General features: G+C 63.5%; 27 protein-coding genes. 13 read left to right on the top strand and 14 right to left on the bottom strand.

Going from position 1 to position 24280, the window contains the following annotated elements; genetic code table 11:
• The first annotated feature begins 62 nt into the window (after positions 1-62).
• The 8 genes from AC5STI_RS19075 to AC5STI_RS19040 all read left to right on the top strand — a co-directional run bounded on the left by AC5STI_RS19075 (position 63) and on the right by AC5STI_RS19040 (position 7798).
• Positions 63-959, top strand: a complete 897-nt coding sequence (locus AC5STI_RS19075; protein WP_495447853.1) for a branched-chain amino acid ABC transporter permease — start codon at positions 63-65, stop codon at positions 957-959.
• Positions 959-1918: a branched-chain amino acid ABC transporter permease gene (locus AC5STI_RS19070; protein ID WP_222481331.1), complete on the top strand. Its 960-nt coding sequence runs from the start codon at positions 959-961 to the stop codon at positions 1916-1918. Before AC5STI_RS19075 ends, AC5STI_RS19070 begins: the two co-directional genes overlap by 1 nt.
• Positions 1911-2699 carry an ABC transporter ATP-binding protein gene (locus tag AC5STI_RS19065; protein WP_222481330.1) on the top strand — a complete coding sequence of 263 codons (789 nt, stop codon included), beginning with the start codon at positions 1911-1913 and terminating at the stop codon, positions 2697-2699. The genes AC5STI_RS19070 and AC5STI_RS19065 overlap by 8 nt, the downstream gene beginning before the upstream one ends.
• Positions 2692-3336, top strand: a complete 645-nt coding sequence (locus AC5STI_RS19060; protein WP_495447852.1) for an ABC transporter ATP-binding protein — start codon at positions 2692-2694, stop codon at positions 3334-3336. Before AC5STI_RS19065 ends, AC5STI_RS19060 begins: the two co-directional genes overlap by 8 nt.
• 38 nt (positions 3337-3374) lie before the next feature.
• Positions 3375-4364 carry an enoyl-CoA hydratase/isomerase family protein gene (locus AC5STI_RS19055; RefSeq protein WP_495447851.1) on the top strand — a complete coding sequence of 330 codons (990 nt, stop codon included), beginning with the start codon at positions 3375-3377 and terminating at the stop codon, positions 4362-4364.
• A gap of 189 nt (positions 4365-4553) precedes the next feature.
• Positions 4554-5012 (top strand): (2Fe-2S)-binding protein, encoded by a 459-nt coding sequence (locus AC5STI_RS19050; protein WP_211038085.1) that lies wholly within the window; start codon positions 4554-4556, stop codon positions 5010-5012.
• Between the two features lie 3 nt (positions 5013-5015).
• On the top strand, positions 5016-7160 hold the full coding sequence (locus tag AC5STI_RS19045) for a xanthine dehydrogenase family protein molybdopterin-binding subunit (protein WP_495447850.1): 2145 nt from the start codon (positions 5016-5018) through the stop codon (positions 7158-7160).
• 14 nt (positions 7161-7174) lie between these two features.
• A complete protein-coding gene (locus tag AC5STI_RS19040) occupies positions 7175-7798 on the top strand; it encodes an Isoquinoline 1-oxidoreductase subunit (protein ID WP_247676871.1) in 624 nt (207 codons plus the stop codon).
• 89 nt (positions 7799-7887) lie between these two features.
• Here the strand turns inward: AC5STI_RS19040 and AC5STI_RS19035 are convergent, their stop codons facing one another.
• The gene (locus AC5STI_RS19035; RefSeq protein WP_495447849.1) at positions 7888-8691 is read right to left on the bottom strand and encodes an MBL fold metallo-hydrolase; all 804 of its coding nucleotides are present in this window, start codon (positions 8689-8691) and stop codon (positions 7888-7890) included.
• A 99-nt stretch (positions 8692-8790) separates the two neighbouring features.
• Between AC5STI_RS19035 and AC5STI_RS19030 the strand changes: the two genes are divergently transcribed.
• Entirely contained in the window at positions 8791-9708 is a 918-nt protein-coding gene (locus AC5STI_RS19030) for a GlxA family transcriptional regulator (protein WP_495447848.1), read from the top strand.
• Here AC5STI_RS19030 and AC5STI_RS19025 read toward each other — a convergent pair.
• The 10 genes from AC5STI_RS19025 to AC5STI_RS18980 all read right to left on the bottom strand — a co-directional run bounded on the left by AC5STI_RS19025 (position 9677) and on the right by AC5STI_RS18980 (position 17745).
• The gene (locus AC5STI_RS19025; protein ID WP_495447847.1) at positions 9677-10399 is read right to left on the bottom strand and encodes an HAD family hydrolase; all 723 of its coding nucleotides are present in this window, start codon (positions 10397-10399) and stop codon (positions 9677-9679) included. The two genes, AC5STI_RS19030 and AC5STI_RS19025, sit on opposite strands and share 32 nt — an antisense overlap.
• A 70-nt stretch (positions 10400-10469) precedes the next feature.
• The gene (locus AC5STI_RS19020) at positions 10470-11126 is read right to left on the bottom strand and encodes a DsbA family oxidoreductase (protein ID WP_134830507.1); all 657 of its coding nucleotides are present in this window, start codon (positions 11124-11126) and stop codon (positions 10470-10472) included.
• 4 nt (positions 11127-11130) lie between these two features.
• Positions 11131-11841, bottom strand: a complete 711-nt coding sequence (locus AC5STI_RS19015) for a glutathione S-transferase family protein (RefSeq protein ID WP_495447846.1) — start codon at positions 11839-11841, stop codon at positions 11131-11133.
• A 10-nt stretch (positions 11842-11851) separates the two neighbouring features.
• On the bottom strand, positions 11852-13768 hold the full coding sequence (locus tag AC5STI_RS19010; RefSeq protein ID WP_495447845.1) for a monovalent cation:proton antiporter-2 (CPA2) family protein: 1917 nt from the start codon (positions 13766-13768) through the stop codon (positions 11852-11854).
• Positions 13768-14382 carry an NAD(P)H-dependent oxidoreductase gene (locus tag AC5STI_RS19005; RefSeq protein WP_495447844.1) on the bottom strand — a complete coding sequence of 205 codons (615 nt, stop codon included), beginning with the start codon at positions 14380-14382 and terminating at the stop codon, positions 13768-13770. The genes AC5STI_RS19010 and AC5STI_RS19005 overlap by 1 nt, the downstream gene beginning before the upstream one ends.
• A gap of 11 nt (positions 14383-14393) precedes the next feature.
• Positions 14394-15065 (bottom strand): glutathione S-transferase family protein, encoded by a 672-nt coding sequence (locus tag AC5STI_RS19000; RefSeq protein ID WP_495447843.1) that lies wholly within the window; start codon positions 15063-15065, stop codon positions 14394-14396.
• A 79-nt stretch (positions 15066-15144) separates the two neighbouring features.
• Positions 15145-15861 carry a glutathione S-transferase family protein gene (locus AC5STI_RS18995; protein WP_495447842.1) on the bottom strand — a complete coding sequence of 239 codons (717 nt, stop codon included), beginning with the start codon at positions 15859-15861 and terminating at the stop codon, positions 15145-15147.
• Between the two features lie 58 nt (positions 15862-15919).
• Positions 15920-16723, bottom strand: a complete 804-nt coding sequence (locus AC5STI_RS18990; RefSeq protein ID WP_495447841.1) for an SDR family oxidoreductase — start codon at positions 16721-16723, stop codon at positions 15920-15922.
• 15 nt (positions 16724-16738) lie between these two features.
• Positions 16739-17092, bottom strand: coding sequence for a cupin domain-containing protein (locus AC5STI_RS18985; protein ID WP_222481302.1), 354 nt, complete (start codon positions 17090-17092; stop codon positions 16739-16741).
• A gap of 41 nt (positions 17093-17133) precedes the next feature.
• A complete protein-coding gene (locus AC5STI_RS18980; protein ID WP_222481299.1) occupies positions 17134-17745 on the bottom strand; it encodes an NAD(P)H-dependent oxidoreductase in 612 nt (203 codons plus the stop codon).
• 305 nt (positions 17746-18050) lie between these two features.
• On the opposite strand from AC5STI_RS18980, the gene AC5STI_RS18975 reads away from it, so the two are divergent.
• Together AC5STI_RS18975 and AC5STI_RS18970 are read left to right on the top strand one after the other, a co-directional pair.
• Positions 18051-18425 (top strand): winged helix-turn-helix transcriptional regulator, encoded by a 375-nt coding sequence (locus AC5STI_RS18975; protein WP_134831337.1) that lies wholly within the window; start codon positions 18051-18053, stop codon positions 18423-18425.
• Positions 18426-18471: 46 nt separating this feature from the next.
• Entirely contained in the window at positions 18472-19293 is an 822-nt protein-coding gene (locus AC5STI_RS18970) for a halocarboxylic acid dehydrogenase DehI family protein (RefSeq protein WP_495447840.1), read from the top strand.
• 121 nt (positions 19294-19414) lie between these two features.
• Here the strand turns inward: AC5STI_RS18970 and AC5STI_RS18965 are convergent, their stop codons facing one another.
• From AC5STI_RS18965 to AC5STI_RS18955, 3 genes are read right to left on the bottom strand one after another with little or no spacing between them, the layout of a single operon-like run.
• A complete protein-coding gene (locus AC5STI_RS18965) occupies positions 19415-19894 on the bottom strand; it encodes a thioesterase family protein (RefSeq protein ID WP_495447839.1) in 480 nt (159 codons plus the stop codon).
• Entirely contained in the window at positions 19891-20778 is an 888-nt protein-coding gene (locus AC5STI_RS18960) for an amidohydrolase family protein (RefSeq protein ID WP_495447838.1), read from the bottom strand. Before AC5STI_RS18960 ends, AC5STI_RS18965 begins: the two co-directional genes overlap by 4 nt.
• Positions 20775-21779, bottom strand: a complete 1005-nt coding sequence (locus AC5STI_RS18955) for a nuclear transport factor 2 family protein (protein WP_495447837.1) — start codon at positions 21777-21779, stop codon at positions 20775-20777. The genes AC5STI_RS18960 and AC5STI_RS18955 overlap by 4 nt, the downstream gene beginning before the upstream one ends.
• Before the next feature lie 116 nt (positions 21780-21895).
• Here AC5STI_RS18955 and AC5STI_RS18950 point away from each other — a divergent pair, with 116 nt between their 5' ends.
• On the top strand, positions 21896-22948 hold the full coding sequence (locus AC5STI_RS18950; RefSeq protein WP_495447836.1) for an ABC transporter ATP-binding protein: 1053 nt from the start codon (positions 21896-21898) through the stop codon (positions 22946-22948).
• A gap of 86 nt (positions 22949-23034) precedes the next feature.
• Positions 23035-24279 (top strand): ABC transporter substrate-binding protein, encoded by a 1245-nt coding sequence (locus tag AC5STI_RS18945; protein ID WP_495447835.1) that lies wholly within the window; start codon positions 23035-23037, stop codon positions 24277-24279.
• The last annotated feature ends 1 nt before the right edge of the window (position 24280 follow it).

Here is a 24280-nt window from a genome sequence, read left to right as displayed (position 1 = left end):
GTGGCGGGCGGGGCGGCCCTGCCCTGTCCGCTGCTGGAGAAGAAGGGAGGAGGAAAATACTCATGCAACTACTGTTTACCATACTGCTGGACGGGCTGGTCTATGCTTCATACCTGTTCATCGTTGCGGCGGGTCTCACCATCATCTTCGGGGTGATGAAGATCCTGAACGTGGCCCACGGCGGTTTTTACGCCTGGGGTGCCTACACCGCCGCCTATTTCATCGGCTCCGCATCCGAGATGGGCTTTCCCGATTGGTTCGGTTTCCTGATCATCGCCGGATCGGCGCTGGCCGTCGGCATCGTGCTGGGCCTTTTGATCGAGCGGATCGTGCTGCGCAGACTGTACGATCACGAGGAAATCCTGATCGTGCTGGCCACTTTCGGGGTGTTCCTGATCCTCGAGGATCTGATCCTGCTGATCTTCGGCGTGAACCCCTATTTCGCCTATCAGCCGATGGTGGCCCTCGGCAGCGTCGAGATGGGCGGCATCTTCCGCGACGTCTACTCGCTGACCCTGTTTGGCATCGCGCTGCTCGTCGCTGCAGGCAGCTGGTGGATGCTGGCCCGCACCCGCTGGGGCAAGCTGATCACCGCCGTCATCCATGACCGCGAGATGGCGCTGATCGTCGGCATCAACGTGCGCCGCCTGTTCGTCGTCACATTCTGCGCCGGCGCCGTTCTGGGTGCGCTTGGCGGCGCCTATATCGCACCCACCGTGTCGGTGGCGCCCGGCTTTGCGGTCGATGTCATCGTGCTCAGCTTTGCCGTTGTTGTGATCGGCGGCATGGGCTCGATCCCCGGCGCGCTGATTGGCGCGCTGCTGGTCGGCCTGCTGCGCGCGCTGGCGGTCCACAAGCTGCCGGAGCTGGAACTGTTCGTGATCTTCCTGGTGATGTCCGCAGTTCTGATCGTGCGCCCCGAGGGGCTGTTCGCACCGGCCAAGGCGAGGAAAATCTGATGCTGCAAGAAATTCTATCCGACAAGACAGTGCGGCTGACCGCACTAGCATTGCTGGCGCTGGCTGCGGCCGGGCTGATGCTGCCGGCCTGGGTCGTCAACAACATGATGTTCGGCCTGGCCCGCGGCGCTGCCGTGCTGGGGCTTCTGGTGCTGTGGCGCACCGGGCTGATGTCCTTCGGCCACGGACTCTACTTCGGGCTGGGCGCCTATGCGGTGGCGCTGTCCGAGCAATGGCTAGGCCTCAGCGATTTTGCCCTGCGCATCATCATCGCCATGCTGGCCGCGGTCATTGCGGGCTTTGCCCTGGGCTTCATCCTGCGCCGCTACCGCGACATTTTTTTTGCGATGCTGTCGCTGGCGTTTTCGATGGTTCTCTACGGCATCCTGGTCAAGACCGAGGCGCTGGGATCCACCGATGGTTTCTCGGTGTCGCAGACCACCTTCCTGGGCTGGGCGCCCGAAGGCAAGCAGGTGCTGTTCACAGCCATCATCGCCGTCTGCCTGACGCTGGCGGTGCTGGTGCAGATGTATCTGCGGTCGACCCTCGGACGGCTGACCACCGCGATCCGCGACAATGAGATCCGGGTGGAATACCTGGGCTATTCGGTGGCACAGGCCATTCACATCAAATACGTGATCTCGGCCGCCCTGGCCGGCGCCGCGGGCGGCATGATGGCGATGGCGCTGGGACAGGTCGATCCCGACAGCATGGTCTACTGGACCGTCTCGGGCGAGTTGGTCTTCATCACCATCATGGCCGGACCTGGCAGCGTGCTGGCCCCCTTCATCGGCGCCATCATCTTTGAGTTCCTGCGCACCTACGCATTCGAAATCGCCCCTCACGCCTGGCAGCTGATCGTCGGCGGCACGCTGCTGCTGATCATCTTCTTCCTGCCCGGCGGTATCTGGTCGCTGCTGGAACGCATCCCCCTTATCCGGAGGCTCCGTCATGACTGATACGCCCATCCTGTCCGTCACGGACCTGCAGAAATCCTTTGGCGCCGTGACCGCAGCCAAGGACATCAACGTCGACATCCCCGCAGGCCAGGTGGTCGGCGTGATTGGTGCCAACGGTGCGGGCAAGACCACTTTCGTCAACATGGTCACCGGCTACCTGAAACCCTCGGGCGGCACCATTCGGTTCCGCGGCAAAGACATCACCGGCATCGCGCCGCGGCTGGCAGTGCATCAGGGCCTCACCCGCTCGTTCCAGGTCAGCCAGGTGTTCATGACCCTCAGCGTGCGGCAGAACCTGCTGTCGGCGCTGGCGCTGGCCCGGCGCAAGGGCGGCGCGCTGCTGCGTCCCATCGCCGGCCCGGACCTGCTGGCGGAATGCGACGCCATAATGGCCCGCTACGGCCTGTCGGATGTGGCCGATCACGAGGCCAGCGCGCTTTCGCAGGGCTCGCGCAAACTGCTCGACATCGCCATGGCGGTGGTCAGCGGCCCCAAGATGCTGCTGCTGGACGAACCCACCTCCGGCGTCGCCGCCGAGGAGAAGTTCGCCATCATGGACACGGTGATGTCGGCGCTCAAGGCCTCCGGGACCACCGTCCTGTTCATCGAGCACGACATGGAGATCGTCGAACGCTACGTCGACCGGGTGCTGGCCTTCTTCTCGGGCGAGGTGATCTGCGACGCCCCGCCCGCCCGGGCGCTGATCGATCCCAAGGTGCGGGAACTGGTGATCGGCGACACTCACGCTCCAACCCAAAAAGCGGAGACCGCCTATGCTTGAGATCAGCAACCTGAACGTTTCCATCGGCCCGGTGCCGATCCTGCGCGACAGCGCGCTGACGGTGAACACCGGCGAGATGATCGGCCTGATCGGCCCCAACGGCGCGGGCAAGACCACGATGATGCGCGCGATCATGGGGCTCTTGGCGGCACAGTCCGGCACGATGAGCTTTGACCATTACCAGCTGCCCGCCACCCCGCCGCAAGACCGCGCCCGCATCGGCATCGGCTACATGCCCGAGGACCGCAAGCTGGTACCGCAGCTTTCGGCCGAGGAAAACATCATGATGCCGGTCTGGGCGGTAGACATCCCCGACTATCAGGACCGGCTGAAATGGATTTATGACCTGATGCCCGAGGTGCGCGAGTTCCGCGGCCGCAGCGCCACCTCGCTGTCCGGCGGCCAGCAGAAACTGGCAGCGCTGGCCCGCGCCCTGATGATGGGCGGGCGGCTGATCCTGCTGGATGAGCCCTCCGAGGGCATCGCCCCGGTGCTGGCGCGGCGGATCTCGGAAATCCTGCGGGACCTGAAGTCCGAAGGCATGTCGATCCTGATCGCGGAATCCAACGATCACCACTGCGCCGACCTGCTGGACCGCAGCTACCGCATCGAACGCGGGGCCACGCATCCCGCGTGACCCCTTCCCGCAACTGGTTCAAGCCAAAGGAGACCGGAATGCTGGAACCCGAAGTTAAAGAAACCAAAGCTGGCGCCGCCGCGCGGATCACCCTGAACCGCCCCAAGGCGCTGAACGCCCTGACCCGTGAAATGGTGCAGCGCATGTCGCGCATCCTGTCGGAATGGGAAGCCGACCCAGGGGTAAAGCTGATCGTCGCCGATGCCGCCGGGGACAGGGCCTTCTGCGCCGGTGGCGACGTGGCCCGGCTTTATGCCGAGGGCACTGCGGGCAATAACGCCTATTGCACCGATTTCTGGGCAGAAAACTATGCTCTGAACGCCCAGATTGCCGCCCTCAGCACCCCCTATGTGGCGCTGATGGACGGGATTGTGATGGGTGGCGGCGTCGGCATCTCGGCCCATGGCGCGCACCGTGTCGTCACCGAACGCACCTTACTGGCGATGCCCGAATGCGGCATCGGCCTGGTGCCCGACGTGGGCGCCAGCCACCTGCTGGCCCGTGCTCCCGAAGGGCTGGCGCGGCTAATTGCGCTGACCGGGCTTCGGCTTGGTCCCGCCGACTGCATCGCGCTGGGACTCGCAGACAGTTTTGTGCCCTCCGACCAGCTGCCAGCGCTGACCAGCGCGTTGATGGAAGCGGCGGACACAAGCCCGATCGCGGCTTTCAGCGAACCGCCCGGTCCCGGAACCCTGCCCGATCCTCAAGCCGCGGCGGAGACGTTCGCAGGGCAGCTGCCCGAAGCAATCGCTGAGCGGCTGGAGCAGAATCGCCAGGATTGGGCGCAAAATGCAGCCGCTGCATTGCGCCGAGCCTCGCCGATTTCCCTCCAGCTCACATTGAAACTGCTGGATGCAGCGCGGCAAGATTCCAGCTTGCTCCGCTGTCTGGCCCGCGATCTGAACGCCGCGTCATACTGTCTGGCCGAAGGCGACTTTCTTGAAGGCGTGCGGGCCGCGATCATTGAGAAGGACCGCAATCCCAACTGGAAACCAATCACTTTCGCGTCTCCGGAAGTCAGCCTCTAGGCCCTGGCCCTGCTTCGCGGGCTTTGTGTGGCCACAAGGTTACTAAAAGTATACCGGTTGCGATTCGAAACCTGCGGTGAAACGGTAAGCGCGAACCGCCCCAACCTCGGCCCTGCCACTCTCGGCAGGGCAGCGCCAAAAGGCGTTGAAGCCAATCTCCAGGACCAGCCAAAGGAGGACACCCCAAAAATGACTGACCTCACCATCAACGGAAAGGACGTCACACTCGACGTCCCCGGCGACACGCCGCTGCTTTGGGCGCTGCGCGACGATCTGCGCCTGACCGGCACCAAATTCGGTTGCGGTATTGCCCAATGCGGCGCCTGCACAGTCATGGTCGACGGCATGCCGGTGCGCTCCTGCGTGACCCCGGTGGAGGCGCTCGATGGCTCCGACGTTGTCACCATCGAGGCGCTCGAAGGCCCCGAGGCCGACGCGGTGCGCAAGGCCTGGGTCGATATCGACGTGCCCCAGTGCGGGTACTGCCAGTCCGGCCAGATCATCGCCGCCGCCGCCCTGCTGACCGAAATCCCCAACCCGACGGATGAAGATATCGACTACGCGATGGCCGGCAACGCCTGCCGCTGCGCCACCTACGTGCGCATCCGCAAGGCGATCCACAACGCAGCCAAGATGCTGGAGGCCTGATCCATGACCAAGTTCTCCCCGACCCGGCGCGGCTTCCTGGCCGGCAGCGCAGCCCTTATCATCGGCGCGCATCTTCCTGTTGGCGGCAAGATGGCGGCGAAGGCAGCCTCCGGCCCGATCAGCCTCAACGCCTTCGTCCGCATCGCCGAGGACAACACAGTCACGGTAATCGTCAAGCACATCGAATTCGGCCAAGGGCCCTTTACCGGCTTCGCCACCCTCGTCGCGGAAGAGCTGGACGCCGACTGGTCGCAGATGCGCGCCGAACACGCGCCTGCGGACACCGCCACCTATCAGAACTTCGCCTTTGGCATCCAGGGCACCGGCGCCTCCACCGCGGTGCGCAATGCCTTTACCCAGATGCGCCAGGCCGGCGCAGCGGCCCGCTCCATGCTGGTGCAGGCCGCCGCCCGCGAATGGGGTTTGCCCGAGGATGAGATCACCGTCGCCAAGGGCGTCGTCAGCCACGCGGCCAGTGGCAATTCGGCGCAATTCGGCGAGCTCGTTGCCGCCGCTCATGACAGCACCCCGCCCGAAGAGCCCAAGCTCAAGGACCCGGCAGATTTCGTGCTGATCGGCAAGGACGTCCCGCGCCTCGATTCTGCGGACAAGACCACCGGCGCAGCACAGTTCACGCTCGACGTCTACCGGGAGGGGATGCTGACCGTTGCCGTCGCCCACTCTCCCTGGATTGGCGGCAAGGTAAAATCGGTCAATTCCGCCGCCGCGCTGGCCATCGATGGCGTCGAGAAGGTCGAGACGATCCCCACCGGCGTCGCAGTCTATGCCAAGAACACGTACAGCGCTTTCAAGGGCCGCGATGCGCTGGAAATCGACTGGGAACTGAGCGAAGCGGAAACCCGCTCTGCCGAGGAACAGATGGAAGAGGTCGCCGCCGCCGCTGCGACGGGTGAAGGCGTGGTTGCCGAAACCTATGGCGATCTGGACGCGGCCTTTGCCGGTGCCGCTGAGGTGATCGAGGCCGAATACCGCCTCCCCTACCTGGCCCATGCCCCGCTGGAGGTGATGGACGGGGTGATCGAGAATCGCGGCGACGCCGCTGAGATCTGGATGGGCAGCCAGATGCAGACCGTCGACCAGCAGGTGACCGCCAATATCCTCGGCATCGCGCCCGAGCAGGTGGCGATCAACACCCTGATGGCCGGCGGCAGCTTTGGCCGCCGCGCCCAGTATGACTCGCAGTTCGCCCAGGAGCTGGCCCAGGTGGCCAAGGCCGGCGGCCAGGGCACCTTCAAGCTGGTCTGGAGCCGCAAGGACGACATCCAGGGCGCCTATTACCGCCCGCAGGCCGTCCACCGCCAGCGCGCCGCGCTGGACGAAACCGGCCGCATCATCGGCTGGCAAGACAAGTTCGCCACCGAAAGCATCATGGGCGGCTCCGCCTTCGAAGTGGTGATCCAGAACGGTGTCGACCCCTTTTCGGTTGAGGGCTCAATCCACAAACCCTACGACTTTGGCGCCTTCGAGGCCCGCTGGGTGCGCACCGACAGCAAGGTGCCGCACCTGTGGTGGCGCTCAGTCGGCCACTCGCACACCGCATTCGCCAACGAGGTGTTCCTGGACGAGGTGCTGCAGGCCAAGGGCAAAGACCCGGTCGCGGGCCGTCTGGAGCTGCTGGGCGACAAGTCCCCGCGCGACCGCAAGGTGCTGGAGCGCGTGGCGGAAATGGCCAACTGGCAGGGCGTGAACGGTTCTGACGGCAAGGCCTACGGTGTGGCGCTGCATCCCAGCTATGACGCCCATTTCGCCTATATCGCCGAGGTCTCGGAGGTGGCCGGTGAACCCCGCGTGAGCAAGGTCTGGGTGGCCGCAGACGTCGGCATCGCCATCAACCCCGATGTGGTTAAGGCGCAGATCGAAGGCGGGCTCGGCTATGGGCTCAGCGCCGCGCTGTTCAACGAGATCACCTTTGCCGAAGACGGCCAGGTCGCGCAGGAGAACTTCGACAGTTACCGCCTGCTGCGGATCCACGAGATGCCCGAGGTCGAGATCGATCTTGCCGTCAGCAGTGAAAAACCCGGCGGCATCGGAGAAGCGGGCACCCCGCCGATTGCGCCGGCCGTCAGCAACGCCTGGCGTGTCCTAAAAGGCCAGCCAGTGCGCCGCCTGCCGCTGGTGCGCGCGTAAAAGGAGACCGGACAATGAACTTCATCAAACGCGCTGCGGCCCTGACCGTTGCGGCCCTGCTCGCGCAATTCACCGCCGACGGCACAGCCGCCGCCCAGGAGGTGAATGGCCTGAAAACTGCCGAGGCTTTCGAAGGCATTGCCCCCGAAGAGGCGCGCTCTGCCGCGATCTTCGGCGAAATGGCCAAGGTCATCACTCACCCGCGCTGCATGAACTGCCACCCGGTCAACAGCGGACCGCTGCAGGGCGACGAGCGCAAACCGCACTCGCCGCCCGTGCCGCGTACCGAGGACAACTTCGGCGTTGTCGCGATGCGCTGCACCACCTGCCACGGCGAAGAAAACCGCCCGTTTCTGGGGGAAAGCGGCTCGGTTCCTGGCAATGGGCACTGGCAGCTGGCACCCGCCAGCATGGGTTGGGTCGGCATGACCGTGCCGGAGATCTGCGCCCAGTTGAAGGATCCAGAGCGCAATGGAGGCCGCACCATGGCCGAGGTGGCGCACCACATGGGCCATGACTCCCTGGTCGGCTGGGCCTGGACCCCCGGCGAAGGCCGCACCCCGGCCCCGGGCACCTGGGAGGCTTTTGCCGAACTCGCGGAAAACTGGATCGAAACCGGCGCCGCCTGCCCCGGCTGAGCCGGCAGCTTGCGCGAAAGATAAAACCGGCGGCCCCTCGCGGCCGCCGGTTTCCCGTTCAGACCATTGTCAAATCCGGATAGACCCGCTCAGAGCGGCACGAACCGCCAGACATCGCCCTCCGTCTCGACCCGGCCCAGACCCGGGAACGGCAGGTGGGTGGCGGCGATCGGTGTGCCCGACTGCGCCGCATCAGCCAGCAGCGCGCGGCGGGTGGCGGCGGCGGCATCAGCGTCGCTGTCCAGCGCATAGCCTGCGTCAGGCTCGGAAAAATGCACCTGTCCCGAGATCACCGCGTCACCGACAATCAGCAGTTCCTCGCCGCCAGACCTAAGGCGCAGCCCTGTGTGGCCTGGGGTGTGGCCCGGCAGCGGCACCAGCGTCAGCCCCTCGCCAAGGTCAGCGGCCCCCTCATGGGTCACCACACGGTCCGCGAAAGATGCGGCCACTGCCTGCACCATTTCGATCATCGGGCGCTGTTCCTCCGGCACTGCATCGGCCAGCCCGACCTGCGTCCAGAACTTCCATTCCGGCTTCGACACATGCACCCGGACCCCGGAAAATCCGCCGCCCAGCAGCCCACCCAGGTGGTCGGCGTGCATATGAGTCAGCACGATGTCGGTGATCGCTTCGCCCGAGACGACTTCCAGCGCCTGGCCTGTCGCGGGGAACATCTGCCGCAGTGCTTGGCCGGAACCAGTATCGACCAGGACCCGACGGCTGGCTGTATCAATCTGCCACAGGTTGGCGCCGATGGTCAGGGGTGCGCTCAGCCGTTGGGACAGATCGCCGGACAGGCCGGAAAAATACTCCAGCGGCAGATCAAAATGGCCGTCGTCGAACACCGTAAGGCTGATCTGGCCGACGGACAGGGTATGAGGGGCATTGGGCATGGGCGCTCTCCTTTTCGCGTGTGGTGATCCGGATATGGCGCAAAGCTGAGGTGGCAGGTATTGTCGCCGGTGACAAACTATTTGCCAGTTACGCCAATCATGCCATCTCAACAGCCCACAGTGATCCTGAACTATCCCGGCTCCATGCCCTCTGCTGCGCTGGGGCTGAATGACATTCTGAGCCATGCCGGGCTGGCTACGCTAACGGTTGCACAGCTGGACCAGGCACCCGTCCATGCCCGTGCCGTGATCCTGCCGCCTTCCGCGCGTGAGGTGCATCCCTCGGAAGCGCCCTGGGTCACCGGCTGGCTAGCGGAGCAATCCGCCCAGGGTGCGCTCATCTGCTCTGCCTGCACCGGGCTGCACTGGATTGCCGCCGCAGGGATCGACCGGGGCCGTCCAGTAACCACCCATTGGGGGCTAGAGACGCGCATACGGCTGGAATACCCCGCGCTTCAGCTCGATACTGCCCGGCTGGTGATCGAGCACACGGATTTGGTGACCGCTGGTGGGCTTATGGCCTGGATCGACCTGGCGCTGGTGGTGATTGAGCGGCTAGCGGGCCGCGCCGCAATGCTGGACACCGCCCGGCATTTCATCATCGCCCCCGGCCGCCGCGACCAGCGCCGCTACCGCCGCTTCCTGCCGCCGATGGACCACGGAGACCGGCCTGTTCTAGCCGCGCAGCAACGGATCGAGGCTCAGTTGGCTGAGCCGCTGAGTGCCGCCGATCTTGCTGCCGCTGTTGGCCTGTCGCTGCGCAGTCTGCAGCGGCGGTTCACCCGCACCACCGGTCACAGCCTGACGGCCTACCAGCAGAACTTGCGTATCGAACGCGCCCGCGACCTGCTGACCACAACTGGACGCAGCGTGGCAGAGATCGCGGCAGAGGTGGGCTATTCCGACCTGCCAGCCTTTCACCGGGTTTTCTCACGTCAGGCCGGCATGACCCCCAGCCGCTTCCGGCGCACGCATTGGAACGCGCCTAGCCCTGCAACGCCGCCGCCAGTTCGTTGAAACGGTCCACTTCCAGATCATAAGCACCGGTTTCGCCCCGTGCAGGCGTCTCCGGCGTCCGGTCTCCCCATTCCCGAGGCCGCCGCACCAGCGCGGTGCGGAACCCCACCTGCCGCGCAGCGTCCAGGTCATAGGGGTGGCAAGCCACCATCAGGCATTCCTCAGGCGCCAGCTGTAGCCGCCTTGCCGCCCGCCGGTAGGCTTCTGGCAGCAGCTTGTAGAGGCCCAGCCCCTCGCATGACAGCACTGCATCCCAGACCAGCCCGTTCCGGCGCGAGCTGTCGATGATCAGCCGGTAGGACAGCAGCGAGAATGACGCCACGATGCGGTTCATGCGAAGCGCCGCCAGCCCTTCCTGCACGTCGGGCCAGGCATCAAACCTATGAGGTGCATCCCAAGCAATCGCTTGCCGATCCTGCGCGTCAAAAGTCTCCAGCCCTTCATCGATCAGCAGCGCTTCCAGACAGAACCGGTGCGCTTCGTCGAAGTTGTATACCGGCGGGCCATCCTCACCGAGATTCAGCATCGCCTGCATCGACCGCCGCCGCAGGTCATTGGCCAGCGCCGCCCAGTCACGGCTGATCCCGTGGCGCTGTCCCGCCGCGGCGAATGCATCGCGGAACCCGCTGTGCCAGTCCAGCACGGTGCCGCCGGTATCAAATGTCAGCGCCTTGATGTCTTGAAGTCTCATGCGGTTACTCCCTCACCAGCAATTCCGCACCAGGCCGGGCCAGCAGGCGCCGGCTACCCTTAACTGCTGTTCAGGCCGCCTGCGCGGCCTTCAACTGCTGCAGGATACTGGCATAGTTTTCTTCGCCCTGCGCACCGCTCACCAGATGTTGGCGCTCAAAGATCATCGCGGGCACGCCCTGGACGCCGCGGCTGGTCCAGAATTGCTCCTTGGCGCGCACCTGTTCGGCGCGACCGCCGCTTTCCAGCATGGCGCGGGCCGCATCGCCATCCAGCCCCGCGCCAGCGGCAACCGAGGCCAGAACATCAATGCTGGAAACATCCTCGCGCCGGGTAAAGAAGGCCGCAAACAGCGCCAGCTTTACGTCATGCGCCTTGCCCTGCTCCTCCGCCCAGCCGATCAGCTGATGGGCGTGGAAGGTGTTATACATCCGCATGTCGTCGGCGTAGTTGAAGGTGAACCCCAGCGCCGCGCCCATCTCTGTCAGTCGCGCCCGCGCCTGGCGCGAACCCTCCGGCGTGGTGCCGTATTTCGCGGCCAGATGCTCGCGCAGGTTCTCACCCTCCGGCGCCATCTGCGGGTTCAGCTCGAACGGATGCCAGCGGATATCCACCCCGATGCCGGTCTCGCGCACAGCCTCGGCCAGCTGGTAATAGCCGATGGCGCACCAGGGGCATACAACGTCCGAGACGATGTCGACGCGGATCGGCTGGGTTTCTGCGGTCATGGGATCACTCCTTGTAATTGGCGGCATTGGCAGCCGCCGCAGCTTCGGTGTCGCCTTGGCCAAAGACGGCAGGTCGCGGTTTCGGCAGCTGCAACGCCGCCTGGGTGGCAGGCCGCGCGTCAATGCGAGCGAGCCAGGCGTTCAGAGTATCCAGGCTGGAGACATCAACTCCGGCCCAGAAATAGGACCGTGCCCAGGGGTAGGTGGCGATATCAGCAATCGACATCTCCTCCCCCACCAGCCATTCGCGCCCCTGCAGGCGGCTGTCCAGCACCTCCAGCAGGCGGCGGGACTCGTCCACATAGCGCTTGATTGCATAGGGGTCATCATGGCCGTTGGGCCGGGCAATGCGCTGCAAGTACATCGCCTGCCCCATCATCGGCCCGATGCCGCCCATCTGAAACATCAGCCATTGATGCGTCTGTGAGCGTTCCCTGGGATCCTCGCTCAGGAACCGCCCGTATTTCTCGGCCAGGTACCACAGGATCGCGCCGCTTTCGAAGACCGCGAAACCATTGTTGCTGCGGTCTACGATGGTGGGGATGCGGCCATTTGGGTTGAGCTTCAGATACTCTGGTGCCTTCTGTTCCCGCTTGGAGAAATCCACCGCCGACAGCTCATAAGGTACATCCGCCTCATGCAGGAAGATCAGCGGCTTCCAGCCGTTCATCGTCGGCGCCGTATACAGCAGGATATCCGGTTTACCCTCGTTCATAACCTAGGTCTCACAGGCTCGCATCTCCCTTGGGCGGCGGGGTCCAGCCACGTTCCGAACGGTCGTGAGTGTCATGGCGGTCCGCCTTCATCAGCTCGAACAGAGTCTGCGAATGCGCCCGCATGGCATCGATATAGCTTTTCGACACCCCGCTTTCATTCCAGCTCTCCCGCAGCCCGTCCAGCGCCTCGCGGTCATGGCTGCGGAAGGTGCGGCTGGCGGCCTCGGCCCGGAACGGGTGGTAGCCGATGGCGGTCATCGCATCGCGGCCCATCGCCAGCGCGCCCTCAAAGGTCTCCCGCTGGGCCAGATGGGCGCCCGCCCGCTCCAGCTCGTAGACATGATGCCGGTCATGGGCGCGGGCGTGGATGGTGACCTGCGGATAGGTCTTGGCGACATGATGCACCAGTTCGGTCTGCTTTTCCCGGTCATCCAGCGCGGCGACGAACAGCTTGGCACCTTCCAGTCCGGCGCTGTGCAGCAGGTCCGGGCGGGTGGCATCGCCGTAGTAGGCGCGGAAGCCGATCCGCGACAGGTTCTCGATGGTTTCAGGATCGTGGTCCAGCACCGTGACCTTGTGACCGTTAGTGACCAGCATCCGGGTGATGATCTGGCCGACCCGGCCAATGCCCGCCACCACGATGCTGCCCGCCTCGTCGATCTCATCCGCCGCGCGGTCCTCTGTCCGGACCGCACGCGGCGCCAGCACCTTTTCATAAAGGATGAACAGCAGCGGTGTCAGCAGCATGGTCAGCGCCACCACCAACGTCATCGGCTTGATCACCTCGGCGCCCAGGATGCCGGCCCCGGCAGCAAAGCCAAACAGGACAAAGGCGAACTCCCCTGCCTGCGCCAGACCCAGCGAGAACAGCCAGCGGTCGGCGCCGCGCAGGCCGAAACCAGTGCCCAGCACGTACAGCACCCCCGCTTTCAGCGCCATCAGCCCCAGCGCCAGGCCAACCAGCCCAACGGGGTTGGACAGCAGCAGCTGGAAATCGATGCCCGCGCCGACCGTGATGAAGAACAGCCCCAAGAGCAGCCCCTTGAAGGGCTCAATATCGCTTTCCAGCTCATGCCGGTATTCGCTGTCCGACAACACCACGCCGGCCAGAAAAGTGCCAAGCGCAGGCGACAGGCCCACATAGTTCATCAAAAGCGCAATGCCGATCACCAGCATCAGCGCCGCGGCGGTGAAAATCTCGCGCAGCCGCGCCTCGGCGATAAAGCGGAAGACCGGCCGGATCACCGTCCGCCCCGCCACGATGATGCCCCCGATGATCAGCAGGACCGCCACCGCCTGCGCCCAATCGGGCAGCGTGTCGAACAGCGTCGGCGCGCCATGACCATGCCCGTGCGCGTCAGCCGCAGGCGCACCATGGCCGGAATCGCCGTGACCGTCATGGCCGCCAGCAACGGCATTCACCGCCAGCAGCGGCATCAGCGCCAGCATCGGAATCACCGCAATATCCTGAGTCAGCAGCACCGAGAAAGAGCCCTTGCCGCCCGCTGTCGGCATCAGCCCCTTTTCCCCCAGCGTCTGCAGCACGATCGCTGTCGAGGACAGCGCCAGGATCATCCCCAGCGCCAGTGATGCCTGCCAGGCAACACCAAAGACCAGCGCCGCCGCAGCAATCAGCACGGCGGTGCCCAGCACCTGCATCCCGCCCAGCCCCAACAGCTGCGCCCGCATCCGCCACAGCATCGCGGGCTGCAGTTCCAGACCGACCAGGAACAGCATCATCACCACGCCGAATTCGGCAAAATGCTGGATGTCGACGGTCTCGCCGCCGACAACGCCCAGCACCGGGCCGATAACCACCCCCGCGATCAGGTACCCCAGCACCGAGCCAAGCCCCAGACGCTTGGCCAGCGGCACCGCAATCACCGCGGCAACCAGATAGACAAAACCAGCAGCAAGAAGATCCATCACACGGCCTCCAGCTTGGCGACCCCGGCCGCCTTGAATCCATTCAGCGACAGCGCCGCGCGGGCGGCCGCAATATCCAGCCTATCGTCCCGCAGCGCCTTTAGCAGTGTCCGCCACTCGGCGAGGTGAGGTTGGTCCCGCCCCTCTTCCACCGCGCGCCCCGCGCCGAACAGCGCGAAAGGCGCCAGGTAGCGCATCCGGCATAGATCAGCGGTTTTCTCGAATGGCATCAGCAAGTCACGCAGATGCGCGCCATTTGCACCCTCGGGTGTGTAGGCTTCGGCCGCAGCACCGCAAGTGACCGCGTTGAAGGTCACCTTACCGTCCAGTGCGTGGCCCGCATGGCCATAAGCGAACCCATGCTCCAGCACCAGGTCCTGCCACTCCTTCAGCATTGCTGGTGCGGAATACCAGTACAGAGGATGCAGAAAAACAATCGCATCATGTTCTGTGATCAGCTGCTGCTCATGGTCGACGTCGATCTCAAAAGACGGGTATTCGCCGTACAGGTCGACGCAAGTTATGCCCTCGATCCCGCGCGCAACCTCGAACATCGGCGCGTTTATCTCTGACCGGTCAGGCCGGGGATGCGCCAGATAAACCAGGGCCTTCATGCTGCCCCCTCTTAACGGCTGCGTGCCCAGCGGACGACCTCCAGCTGCTCCTCATCCGCGATCACGCGGGCGTATCCGGGCTGCGCATAGCAGCGATCCAGCCAGCTCCGGATAGACGGCCAGCGCGCATCGTCCAGTGCGAACCCCGCCAGCTCCGCTCCGCGCAACCAGCTCGACAAAGCGATATCCGCCACGCTGAAGGTGCCCGCGGCATAGTCCGCATCGGCCAAGAGCTCTGCCAGCGAATCCAGCAATTGCGGAGCCAGCACGGTCATCGCATGTTCGACCATGTCTTCCTTGCCGTCGGCCTTTCCGAAGTAATAGGGCACAACGATGCGCTGGCCGAACATCATGCCGCCAAAGACCTGCGCCATCTGGCTGTCAGCAAACTGCTGAATCCGCAGCGCCCGCTGTTGCAGCTCCGGCTGCGGCGGGATCAGCACCGGCAGCGGCACCGACTGTTCCGCCCAGGCGGCGATATCAGCGCTTTCGGTGACTGGCGCCAGGCCATCACCTGTCAGCAACACTGGCACGGTGCCGGCCGGGTTGACCGCCAGCACCTTCTCCCGCTCGGTATAGGGAACGGCGGGGTCCAGAGAATAACCGATCCCCTTCTGCTCCAGCACCACCCGCACCTTGCGCACAAAGGGCGAGACCGGGTAGCCAACAAGTGTAATGCTCATTTCATTGCGTCTTTCTCATCTGGTTTGCCCCCGGCCCTCGGCGGCCCGGAGACCGGCCGCCAGCTAGGCTGCGGCTGGATCAGGCGTTTTTCACATCGCCGGCAAACCGCGCCGCGTTTTCCTTCAGGAAGGCATCGGCATCCGCGTTTTCGTCCCAGAACTGGGGCTGCGCCTTGGGGATGGTCAGCGCCTTCTGCACCGCCGGGCGCGCGTCGATGCGGTCGAACCAGGCCTTCAGGTGCGGCAAGTCGTCAACTTCGACCCGCGCCCACGGGTAAGCCCGCGCCCACGGGTAGATCATCATGTCGGCGATGGAGTATTCCCCGGCAATGAAATCGCGGCCTTGCAGCTGTGTGTTCAGTACTTCCATCAAGCGGCGGGATTCATCCACGTAACGCTTGATCGAGAACGGCTCCTCATGCCCGTTCGGGGCAGCAATGCGCTGAAAATACATCGCTTGCCCCATCATCGGGCCGACGTGACCGACCTGAAAGAACAGCCACTGCAGCGTTTCCGACCGGGTAACCGGATCGTTTGACAGGAACTTGCCGTATTTGTTGGCCAGATGCCAAAGAATAGCGCCGGACTCAAAAATGGCCCGATCTTCGGCCCGGTCATAGATCGTGGGGATCTTTCCGTTCGGGTTCAGCTTGAGGAAATCGGGGGTTTTCTGCTCCTGCTTGGAGAAATCGATGAAAGTCAGGTCATAGGGGACACCAGCTTCTTCCAGAAAAAGAACCGGCTTGTAACCGTTCATAGTGGCGGCGGTGTAAAGGTGAATGTCCGGTTGGGTCATGATTGTCTCCTGAGGGCAAGTGTCCGGGCCCGCTCGTTGCCGCGCAGGCCCGAAGGGTTCAGATTTCCAGCGTCCAGTGTTTCTGCTGGTAATCCAGCACGTCCTTGATCGCCTCTTCCGGGAAAACAGTGCGGAATTTGTGGTGATCCGCCGCGATGACCTCGGCCATCTTGTCGATCATTGGCTGCGGATCCATCTGCAAGCCGTCGCCTGCAAACAGGTCGCGGACCTTGCGGATCGCTTCCGGCGGCGTAATGCTATTCGAAGGATCGTACCACTCGTCCATCTTGTCATACATCCGGTCATTAAACCCGGTCCGGTACGCGCCCGGATTGATGGTCGCGACCTGTACCCCCATCGGTTCAAGCTCTTCCCGCATCAGTTCTGCGATGGCCTCCAGCGCGTGTTTGGACGCGGTATAGGGGGCCAGATACGGGAAGGTCAGGAACCCGGCGATCGAAGAGACGAACACCACCTTGCCGCGCCCACGGCGGGCAAAAGCCTGCGCATAGGGCTGCACGAACTCGACGGTCGAGAACACGTTGGTTTCGAACACATTCCGGATGCGGTCCACGTCAACCTCGGCAATCGGGCCGGTATCGCCGATGGCGGCGTTTGCCACCACGACATCCACATCGGCGCCCAAGCGGTCAAAGGCGGCCTGACGGTCCTCGGCGCTGGTGATGTCCAGCTTGGCTGTTTCCAGCGTCAGACCCAGCGCGGCCGCTTCTGCCTTGAGCGTTTCGGCACCTTTTGCGCCGTGGGTCGTCGAAATCACGCGATGACCCTGTTTCGCCAGTTCGAAGGCCGCGCCCTTGCCAAGCCCGGAGCCGGCACCAGTGATCAGAATAGTCTTGGTCATCTGTCGTTCCTCGCCTCAGTTCTGCGGTTCCACGTCATTGTCCAGACGCTCAAACAGCACCGCCTCAACCGTGGTGGTGCCGACATTGCTGACCTGATGCGTCCAAGGTCCGTTGTGCATGAAATCGCCATCGGCGACCTCCTTCACGATGGTTCCGCCATCTTCCAGCTTGATCGACAGCAGGCCGCCCTTGATGAAGTAGACGATCTCCTCAGGGTGGCGGTGCGGCTCATCTGTCGCACCCGGCGGCATCTTCATGCGGACCAGACGCGTAATGCCGGTGTTCACCAGCTCTTCATACATGTCGGGCGACGCTTCGTCGGCCAGCGGCGCGCGCTGGCCTTCGGTGATCAGGGGAGAGTTGCTCACCTCATGAGCCTCCTTTTTGGAATGAGTTCCACAAACGTGGATCAGGCCACTTCCGATACGGAATTGGCACCGAAGACACGGGCCAGATGCGCGTCAAAACGGGCGAAATCCGTGTCCACATCGGCGTTCTTCATCACGTCAAAGGCGCCAAAGGTGGGCAGCGGCGACATGCCGAAGAACTTGGCGTTCAGGTGCATCGGGCGCAGCAGATCGTCGAGCGACGCGCCTTCGAAGAACGGCTCAGCCGGGTTGTCGAATGCCTCAGCCGGAGCGTTCAGCGTAACGGACAGCATGTAGGTGGTGCCGGTCAGCGAGCCGCCCATGCCGTAGTTTTCTTTCGGGGCTTCGGCGACGCGGCCATCACCATTGGTCAGGCGGCCATCCATACCTGCGGTATAGACCTCATCCATGTATTTCTTGAACGACCACGGTACACCCATCCAGTTTACCGGGAACTGCATGATGACGGTGTCGGCCCATTGGTGGCTGGCGATTTCCTGCTCGACATCATAGCCCTCGGCGACCTTGGTCACACGCACGTCATGTCCGGCTTCTTTCAGGTACGCGGTGGCACGGTCAATCAGCGCTGCGTTCAGTTCACCCTTGGCAAAGGGATAGGGCTGGTGGCCGTTGAGGATCAGAATATTGCTCATGGTGTCTTCCTTGCGATTGACTGCGGCATGGCGGGATCAGCCGCCGCACAGCCCGCAATCTGGACACGACGAAACATTTCGCAACTAGTATACTTTTGGTAACCTTCACCAAATTCAGCCTGGAAGGATGGGGCGGTTTCGCAAATGACCTGACTAAAGTCATGAAATAAGACCGGAAAACTTCCACGCCCTGCCCACGTTGACAAATTTGGACATTTGTGAAATTTGTTTCTCAAGCAACGAAAAGAGACCTGATCACTTTTCCTGCCCTCCCGAATCCTCTCCGGAAACCCATGGAGGCAATGATGCGAGCACGCGTGGAAGAAGACGACCAAGGCCGCCGCAACGCCTACGACGCCTGTTTTGAACCCTGCGCAATCGAGCGCGGCATGCGGATCATCGGCGGCAAGTGGACCGGCTCCATCCTGTGGCACCTGAAAGACGAACCCGTCCGGTTCAACGATCTCGCCCGCATGGTCGGCGGTGCCAGCAAGAAGATGATCACCGAACGCCTGCGCCAGCTCGAAGGACAGGGTCTTGTGACCCGCCAGGTTCTGGATACCGCACCGGTGTCGGTGCAATACGCGATCACGGATCTTGGCCGCACCGCACTGGGGTTCCTGGACGAGTTGCGCAAATGGAGTGAAGGACTGCCGCAGCATATAACGGCAGAGGCCTGACGTGCTGAAGCGGCTAAAACCGTCCCCGCTGCCACCCATCCGCCCCGTGCCCGAACGCGCCGCAACCGGCGAACTGGCGGAAATCTACGAGCGCACCAAACGCGGGCTGGGCGTGCCTTGGATGGGGGTCGTGGCGATGGCCTTCGCCCGTTATCCAAGCTTCTACAAAACGTTCTGGCAAGCGCTGGAGCCGGTGGCCGCGACAGAGGCCTTCGCCGCGGCCTGTCAGGACCTGCGCAACTTCGCGGAAATGCGGGCAGACTCGTTCTCGCCGCCGCCCATCAAGGCATGGCTCGAGGACGCGGGCTATGACGCGGCGGAACTGGAGCAGATCATCGCTTGCAACGAGGTCTTCTCTGCCGGCAACATGCCGTATCTGCTGATGGCGTCGCTGGCCCGGACGCTGCTGGAAGGCCAGGCCTGGACCGCGCAAGGCGAGGCCGCACCCCGGTCCGCGCTGGCGGCAGCAGGCGAACACCCGGTCCTGATGGAGGCCCATCATGCCAGCCCGGACACCGCGGCGCTTTACGCCGACTTGCGCGAGACGCTTGGGTTGCCGTTTGTAAATACCGATTACCGCGCCTTTGCCCGCTGGCCGAGTTATTTTGCGGCGGCTTGGGAAGATCTCAAGCCCGTGATCCAGTCCGGCGGATACGAACCCGCGGTCCAGGACATTCACGAACGGGCGGTGGAACTGGCACTTGGCCTGCCAAACGCCACCGGTCTCACGCCGGATGCTCTGGAAGCCGCTGCGGCACAGGATGCGGACCCGAATGAAGTTCTCGCCGTCGTGCGGTTGTTCCAATGGCTTCTGCCTGGTCTTGCGTTCAACGTCGCCTTCCTGCGCGCACAGCTTGTGACCGGCTGACCACCGCCAGACGGCATGTCTATTGCGTCGGGCTAAAATCGGTGACGGCAACAGAGGCGAGCGTCATTCAAGCGACCTTGTCGGCTGTATCCCAGGCTGGTGAAGCAACTTCACGGTGCCCTCATCCCGCCTGCCGCCCGCCTTGCAGCCCAATCGAGCGCGAGCGGTGTTTCAATTTATGGCGCTCCGACGCTGATATCTTCGCAGCTTGCAGGCGGCGCAGGATATCAGACGGGATCGCCGTCGCGTGCGGTTCCGGCTTCTGCTGAACGTGAAGCTCCATGAACTCACCTGCGGCTGCAATTTTGTCGCCGGCTAGCATTTGCATGTGCAGGTGAAAACGCTTGCCATCGCAGTCCAGCAGCCGCGTTTCGACACGGACACGGTCCCCTTCCTTCACCTCGCGCAGGAAAAACTTGTGATCCTCAAGCAGATAGATCGTGCAGCCGGTCCGTTCGCGATAGGCGGCGTCGAACCCGACCTCATCCTGCATCGCATCAACGGCCAGGCTGAACACCAACCCATAGTAGCTGTCCCGCATATGGCCGTTGTAGTCGATCCATTCGGGCATAATCTTGGTCTCAAAGGCAAAGATCGTCACTGTGGTGCCTCCAGATTGTAGAACCGGGCCGCGGTGCCGCGAAACACGGCGCTGTGCATCTCTGCCGGGACCAACCCGCGATAGGCCTGCGCCAGAGTGCGGTAATCAGAATACAGCCTGTCGACCGGGAAGTTCGACCCGAACATCACCCGATCGGCGCCGAACTGCGCCAGGCAGGTCTCGACAATCGGACGGATGCTGGCCACTGTCCAATTGTGTTCGAACATGCCCAGGCCTGACAGTTTGCAAGTGACATGGGGCAGACGCGAGAAGTGCTTCAGTTCCTTCCCCCAAGCCGTCAGCCCCTCGGCGGAGCGGTCATGGGGTGAGCCTGCATGACACAGCGCCACCGGGGTATCCGGGGCCTGCGCCAGAACCCTTGCGGTTTTCTCCATCAGTTCCGGGATCAGCTGCAAATCAAAGCTGAGCCCCCGCTGTCCCGCCTCTTGCAATCCTGCCAGAAACCGCGGGTCATCCAGCAGCGCATTGGTGCCGGTTTGCGCGTCTTCGCCCGGTGCGCGGCCGATGATCTGGCGCACACCGCGCACGGTTGGCAGGCTCTGGAACCGGTCGAGCTGTTCGGACAGGTCCGGCGCGGTCAGGTCACAAAACACCACTTGTGCCATCGGCCAGTCCGGATTCGCTTCTGCCACCGACTGCACCCAGCGCGCCTCTGCCAGACCGTCCTCGGCGCCCACCTGGATATGCACCGATGCAATGACACCTTCGGCTGCGGCCTCGGTGCGGAATTCTTCCAGCAGGTAATCCCGCTGGATCGGCGCCGGATCGCCAAAGAACCGTGTCTCCCCCTTGGCCATCAGCCAGGGATAGCGAACCGCCCCAAGATCCCACAGGTGGTGATGCGCGTCGATCCACCCGGTCATGTACGCGGCACCTCTGCCATGCGGGCCAGAATGTCGACGCCCTGCTGGTTCCAAAAATACAGCAGATCGATGAAAATCCAGTTCTCGGCGAGTTTATCCCCCTCGCGGCGGTAGATGTCGATCACCCGGAACTCCCCGGCCTTGCCGGTGGCGGGCATGCCCATGAAGCCCCCGGTGGGACGGGCGGTGAAATTCGGCCAGCCGAAGAAGCCGCCAAAACTGCCCTCGGCCAGACGGCAGATGTGATTGGTCTTGGAGCGGTCTGTGAAACCCGCACGGAACGGCCCCGAGTGCTGCTTGGCATAGCGTTCGATCGTATAGGTGGCGCCGATCCCCGCAGGGCCCCACCAGATCATGTCCTCGGCCCAGGTCCGGCGCAGCTCATCCTCCAGGCTCAACCCGCTTTTCCACTGCCCGAGGTCGGAGATCATTGCGTTAATTGTTGCCAGGGTCTTTTCGCCCTCCTCCGGCGGCTGTGGGTCGAACATCAGCCCGTCATGGGTCATCGGTCCGGGCTGCACCAGATGCGCGGCGGTCTGCGGCGGGAACGGCTGCAAGCCCGCCTGCATCATCAGATGCGGTATATCGAAGTACATCGCCGTTTCGGTGACCTTGCCATCTTCGACCTTGTTGAACTCGCAATAGCGCAGGAACGCCATCTTGCCGGTCGGGGCGATCCCCAGCCAGGGCGCATCGAACAGCCCCATCAGATGCCCCATCGAGACCACCCAGACCGAAGCGAACCCGTCCATCGCGTTGGCACCCGCCATGAAGATGTCCTCACGCCTCTGCATATTCTTCAGTGACCCGCGCAAGGGGGTCCAGAACACATCAGCGACCGCTTCGGCGCCCTGCTGCTCATGGAACGGATGGTAGCCGCGCCAGATATGATTCGAGGCGTAGTACCGCGCAAGCACCTCGCCTGCTTGCCCTGCCTTCGACCTGTCCAAATCGGTGTAAAGGTTTCGGATCACTTGCTTTTCCACTGAAAAGTCAGTCATGAGAGGTTGCCCCTTGCATACGTGTGCAAAAAAGTCTTGCCAAAAAGTCATCTATAAGTCTACCCTCTTTGCATTCGTATGCAAAACGGCCGGTCACAGCCGGCAGAGGGGAAGCCATGGCCGAGATACAATTGCAGAATGTTGGCAAACGCTGGGGGTCGTTCGTCGGCGTCGACAACTTCGACCTGACCATTGCCGACAAGGAGTTCCTGGTGCTGCTGGGGCCTTCGGGCTGCGGCAAGACCACCACTATGCGGATGATCGCAGGGCTGGAGGAAGCCTCTGAGGGCGACATTCTGATCGACGGTCAGCGCGTCAACGACATGGAACCCAAGGACCGCGACGTGGCGATGGTATTCCAGTCCTACGCGCTCTACCCCAATATGAACGTCTACGAGAACATCCGTTTTCCGCTGAAGGTCCGCGGCATCGACCCCAAGACTCATGATGAGAAGGTCCGCCGCGCCTCGGCGATGGTGGAACTGGACGACTTTTTGCACCGCAAGCCGGCCGAACTCTCCGGCGGCCAGCGCCAGCGCGTTGCTTTGGCCCGCGCCATCGTGCGCGAACCCAATGTCTTCCTGATGGATGAGCCGCTGTCAAACCTCGATGCCAAGCTCCGCGTCTCCACCCGCGCCCAGATCAAGAACCTCAGCCACGAGCTGGCTGTGACAACGATCTACGTGACTCACGACCAGATCGAGGCGATGACCCTGGCCGACCGCGTCGTGGTGATGAAAAAGGGCGTGGTTCAGCAGGTGGGCTCACCGACCGAAATCTACGACCGGCCCGCCAATACCTTTGTCGCCAGCTTCATCGGCAACCCGGCGATGAACCTGATGGAGGGAGAGGTCCAGGGCGGTACCTTCCGCGCAAAGAACGTGGAAATCAGCGGGCTGAACGCCCCGGACGGACCGCTCACACTGGGTTTCCGGGCCGAGGACGCCAGCATCGCGGCACCCGGCGAGGGTCAGATCAACGCGCCGATCTACACGATGGAACTGCTGGGCGACGCAACGATGATCTCGGTGCGCGTGGGCGGGGCTCTGGTTTCGGTAAAGGCGGACAAGAATTTCCGGGCTGAAATCGGCCAGACGGTGTCGCTCTCCGTGCCGCAGGGCATCTGCCACCTGTTTGACGGTCAAACCGGCGCGCGGATCGGGGGCTGATCCCCCCTGTCGGCGCTTCCGCCGCTGCGGTCCATCGAACGGGCGCAAGCCGCCTGCATCCATTCTAGAAAAACAGGGAGAATGATATGTTACTGAAACGACTTGCCGCAGCATCGCTGTTTACCGGGCTGATGGGCTCGGCAGCTTTCGCGGCCAACTGCGGCCCCGAAGGGCAGTCAATCCGCATCCTGGCCAGCGACTTCCCGGCAATCCACGCCGTGGTCGGTGCAGCTGAAGCCAATTGCGCAGGCTCGGCGGAGGAGTTTTCCGCCAACCACACCACCGAAGCTCGCCAGATCATGAACGCGGCGCTAACGCCGAACCCGGCGGAATACACCTCGGTGATCCTCGCCAACGCCACGCTGACCCAGCTGATGAACGATGGTCTGGTCCGGCCGCTGAATGACCTGGTCGAGAAATACAAGGACAGCATCCCGCCGAATGTGCTGATCACCATCGACGGCAACGTGATGGCGGTTGCCTTCATGGCCAACTCGCAGCACCTGTTCTCGCGCAAGGATATCCTGGAGCAAGCGGGTGTTGACAGCATCCCCGCATCCTATGAGGAAGTGCTGGAGGCCGCAGAGAAGATCCGCGCCGCGGGCATCATGGAACATCCCATCGCGATGAACCTGCAGACCGGCTGGAACGTGGGCGAAGTCTTCAACATGATCTATCTCGGCCACGGCGGCGAGTTCTTCGCACCCGGCTCTGCCGAACCCTCGATCAACAATGAGCAGGGCATCGCCACGCTGGAAACCATGAAGGCGCTGGCCGAATACGCCCACCCGGACCACCTGACCCATGCCTCCAACGAGACCCAGGGCCTGTGGGAATCCGGCCAGGCGGCGCTGGCCGTCATGTGGGGCTCGCGCGGTGCGCCGATCCTGGATGACGAAGGCTCCACCGAGGAAGTGACCTCTAACACCGTCCTGTCCGCGGCCCCCACCGTCGGCGGCGGCTCGATCCCGGCGGCCACCCTGTGGTGGGATGGCATCTCCATTTCCTCCAATGTCTCAGATGAAGAAGCTGAGGCAACCTTCGCCGCGCTGATCAGCGGGCTGACCCCCGAGATGGTGGCGGAGAACAACGACGACGCGGTCTGGCTGCTGCCGGGTTTTGAACCCGGACCGGCAGCAGCGGGCGTGGCCGGAACCGTGCAGGGCGGGGCCCGGCCCTATCCGATGATCCCGCAGATCGGCCTGCTGCACGCAGCACTCGGTTCCGAACTCACCGACTTCCTGAAGGGTGGTGAAAGTGCCGAGCAGGCGCTGTCGGATGTCGAGACCGCCTACCGAACCTCGGCCAAGGAAGCCGGCTTCCTCAAGTAAA

Source organism: Leisingera sp. CC-HEC096, assembly GCF_059429235.1.
Note: the sequence above shows the minus strand (reverse complement) of the source record. Positions and strands in the feature narration are given on the sequence as shown.

What these genes read in the sequence shown, in the direction of transcription:
- AC5STI_RS19075 (WP_495447853.1), top strand. Translation starts at nt 63, where the DNA reads ATGCAACTACTGTTTACCATACTGCTGGACGGGCTGGTCTATGCTTCA.
- AC5STI_RS19070 (WP_222481331.1), top strand. Translation starts at nt 959, where the DNA reads ATGCTGCAAGAAATTCTATCCGACAAGACAGTGCGGCTGACCGCACTA.
- AC5STI_RS19065 (WP_222481330.1), top strand. Translation starts at nt 1,911, where the DNA reads ATGACTGATACGCCCATCCTGTCCGTCACGGACCTGCAGAAATCCTTT.
- AC5STI_RS19060 (WP_495447852.1), top strand. Translation starts at nt 2,692, where the DNA reads ATGCTTGAGATCAGCAACCTGAACGTTTCCATCGGCCCGGTGCCGATC.
- AC5STI_RS19055 (WP_495447851.1), top strand. Translation starts at nt 3,375, where the DNA reads ATGCTGGAACCCGAAGTTAAAGAAACCAAAGCTGGCGCCGCCGCGCGG.
- AC5STI_RS19050 (WP_211038085.1), top strand. Translation starts at nt 4,554, where the DNA reads ATGACTGACCTCACCATCAACGGAAAGGACGTCACACTCGACGTCCCC.
- AC5STI_RS19045 (WP_495447850.1), top strand. Translation starts at nt 5,016, where the DNA reads ATGACCAAGTTCTCCCCGACCCGGCGCGGCTTCCTGGCCGGCAGCGCA.
- AC5STI_RS19040 (WP_247676871.1), top strand. Translation starts at nt 7,175, where the DNA reads ATGAACTTCATCAAACGCGCTGCGGCCCTGACCGTTGCGGCCCTGCTC.
- AC5STI_RS19035 (WP_495447849.1), bottom strand. Translation starts at nt 8,691, where the DNA reads ATGCCCAATGCCCCTCATACCCTGTCCGTCGGCCAGATCAGCCTTACG.
- AC5STI_RS19030 (WP_495447848.1), top strand. Translation starts at nt 8,791, where the DNA reads ATGCCATCTCAACAGCCCACAGTGATCCTGAACTATCCCGGCTCCATG.
- AC5STI_RS19025 (WP_495447847.1), bottom strand. Translation starts at nt 10,399, where the DNA reads ATGAGACTTCAAGACATCAAGGCGCTGACATTTGATACCGGCGGCACC.
- AC5STI_RS19020 (WP_134830507.1), bottom strand. Translation starts at nt 11,126, where the DNA reads ATGACCGCAGAAACCCAGCCGATCCGCGTCGACATCGTCTCGGACGTT.
- AC5STI_RS19015 (WP_495447846.1), bottom strand. Translation starts at nt 11,841, where the DNA reads ATGAACGAGGGTAAACCGGATATCCTGCTGTATACGGCGCCGACGATG.
- AC5STI_RS19010 (WP_495447845.1), bottom strand. Translation starts at nt 13,768, where the DNA reads ATGGATCTTCTTGCTGCTGGTTTTGTCTATCTGGTTGCCGCGGTGATT.
- AC5STI_RS19005 (WP_495447844.1), bottom strand. Translation starts at nt 14,382, where the DNA reads ATGAAGGCCCTGGTTTATCTGGCGCATCCCCGGCCTGACCGGTCAGAG.
- AC5STI_RS19000 (WP_495447843.1), bottom strand. Translation starts at nt 15,065, where the DNA reads ATGAGCATTACACTTGTTGGCTACCCGGTCTCGCCCTTTGTGCGCAAG.
- AC5STI_RS18995 (WP_495447842.1), bottom strand. Translation starts at nt 15,861, where the DNA reads ATGACCCAACCGGACATTCACCTTTACACCGCCGCCACTATGAACGGT.
- AC5STI_RS18990 (WP_495447841.1), bottom strand. Translation starts at nt 16,723, where the DNA reads ATGACCAAGACTATTCTGATCACTGGTGCCGGCTCCGGGCTTGGCAAG.
- AC5STI_RS18980 (WP_222481299.1), bottom strand. Translation starts at nt 17,745, where the DNA reads ATGAGCAATATTCTGATCCTCAACGGCCACCAGCCCTATCCCTTTGCC.
- AC5STI_RS18975 (WP_134831337.1), top strand. Translation starts at nt 18,051, where the DNA reads ATGCGAGCACGCGTGGAAGAAGACGACCAAGGCCGCCGCAACGCCTAC.
- AC5STI_RS18960 (WP_495447838.1), bottom strand. Translation starts at nt 20,778, where the DNA reads ATGACCGGGTGGATCGACGCGCATCACCACCTGTGGGATCTTGGGGCG.
- AC5STI_RS18955 (WP_495447837.1), bottom strand. Translation starts at nt 21,779, where the DNA reads ATGACTGACTTTTCAGTGGAAAAGCAAGTGATCCGAAACCTTTACACC.
- AC5STI_RS18950 (WP_495447836.1), top strand. Translation starts at nt 21,896, where the DNA reads ATGGCCGAGATACAATTGCAGAATGTTGGCAAACGCTGGGGGTCGTTC.
- AC5STI_RS18945 (WP_495447835.1), top strand. Translation starts at nt 23,035, where the DNA reads ATGTTACTGAAACGACTTGCCGCAGCATCGCTGTTTACCGGGCTGATG.